The sequence below is a fragment of the Bradyrhizobium sp. Leaf396 genome (assembly GCF_001424605.1).
Taxonomy (GTDB): domain Bacteria; phylum Pseudomonadota; class Alphaproteobacteria; order Rhizobiales; family Xanthobacteraceae; genus Bradyrhizobium; species Bradyrhizobium japonicum_C.
The window spans coordinates 1-1,578 of sequence record NZ_LMQJ01000059.1; the positions used below are offsets into that span (position 1 = coordinate 1).

The 1,578-nt window shown below is 63.2% G+C and carries 1 protein-coding gene and 2 pseudogenes; all 3 read right to left on the reverse strand.

The window, feature by feature from the left end:
• Positions 1 to 911: pseudogene (locus ASG57_RS31295) on the reverse strand (IS3 family transposase); the annotation flags it as partial.
• Complete coding sequence (locus ASG57_RS38485; RefSeq protein WP_155248816.1) at positions 835 to 1,119, reverse strand: hypothetical protein; 285 nt, start codon at positions 1,117 to 1,119, stop codon at positions 835 to 837. The pseudogene ASG57_RS31295 and the gene ASG57_RS38485, both read right to left, overlap by 77 nt.
• A gap of 218 nt (positions 1,120 to 1,337) precedes the next feature.
• Positions 1,338 to 1,578, reverse strand: a pseudogene (locus ASG57_RS38970) (U32 family peptidase); the annotation flags it as partial.

Here is a 1,578-nt window from a genome sequence, read left to right on the forward strand (position 1 = left end):
GATGAAGGCATTCTGGGTCGGTTTGCCGGGCGCGATGTAGTGCCACTCGATCTGCCTCTCTTGGCTGAAGCGCAGCATGGCCATTCCGGTCAGCTCAGTGCCGTTGTCGGACAGGCACATCGCCGGCCGGCCGCGCCAGGCAATGATGACATCGAGCTCGCGTGTGGCCCGCAGGCCCGGCAGCGAAGTATCGGCGACGAGCGCCAGGCATTCGCGAGTGAAGTCGTCGACCACAGCCAGAATCCGGAACCGTCGGCCATCGGCGAACGCATCCGACAGAAATTCGAGACTCCAGCGCTGGTTGGCGCCTTGCGGGATCGCCATTGGCGCCCTGGTGCCGAGCGCCCGTTTGCGGCCGCCACGCCGGCGGACTTGCAGCCGTTCCTCGCGATACAGACGTCGAAACTTCTTGTGGTTCATGACCAGCCCCTCGCGGCGCATCAGCACCAGCAGACGACGGTAGCCGAACCGGCGGCGGATGGCGGCCAGTTCGCGCAGGCGGGCGCGCACGGCCGCATCATCGGCTCGCCCGCTGCGATAGCGCACCGATGCGCGATCTGCCCCCAGGGCTTTGCACGCCCGCCGTTCGCTCACCTCGAAGGTGGTCCGCAGATGAGCGACGGCCTCTCGCCTCGCGGCGGGCGTCACCATTTTTTTGACGCAACGTCCTTGAGCATGGCGTTGTCGAGCATTGCCTCGGCCAGGAGCTTCTTCAGCTTGGCGTTCTCGTCCTCCAATGCCTTCAGCCGCTTGGCATCGGATACCTCCAGGCCACCGTACTTGGCCTTCCATTTGTAGAATGTTGCGCTCGAGATCCCGTGTTTGCGGCAGACATCAGCCGTTGCCACACCCGCCTCCTGCTCCCGCAAAATCCCGATGATCTGCTCTTCCGTGAACCGACTTGGCTTCATGGTCCGTCTCCTCAGAGGTGACGGACTCTACCCATTCTTGGAGGAGTTTGCGGGGCTCAGACCAGGGTTTGCCGACCAGCACCGGCACGAATTGCGTGAGGGCGCCACAGACGCACTTGCTGAGCCAGCCGATGGCGATGATATGGACGAGGACGAGCGTATCAGACGCGGCGATATCGACGGCCGGAAAACTCAAAACCAGCGACATCAGCGCCTCGGCCGCAAACAGGTCGCGACCGCGAAGTAGCTCACGGTCTATGTCGAGACGTTGCCGCCCATTATCATCTGACGTCCTCCCGAGCCCGGAAGGCCTCACCATGGTACGGCCACATCGGCGGTCCTTCCCGTGGAGTTCTTACACATCAGGATAGGGGCGGCGGAGCACCCGCCTCATTGTTCGAGAGCAAACTTTGTGCAGGTTTCAGGTCACGTCCCGGTGACAAAGCGCGCTTCTGATCCTGAGTGCGGCTGATGCGAAACGCCAGCCGCGCCGTGGAGGAAACCATTGGAGAACGGAACGTTCGGATAGACTTCGGCCAAGCGCCGGGTTCCCCTTTCCGCGTCGTCCTGGCCCTCCACAACGTCGCGAAATGTCCGCGCGACCGCAATCATGTCGCAGTGCTGAGGCGACAGGCGTAGCGAGCTCACGGCAGCAGTGCGCAACGCG

Bases quoted from the DNA above. Each gene is read 5' to 3' on its own strand.
- ASG57_RS38485 (WP_155248816.1), bottom strand. From the start codon at position 1,119: ATGTCGCTGGTTTTGAGTTTTCCGGCCGTCGATATCGCCGCGTCTGAT.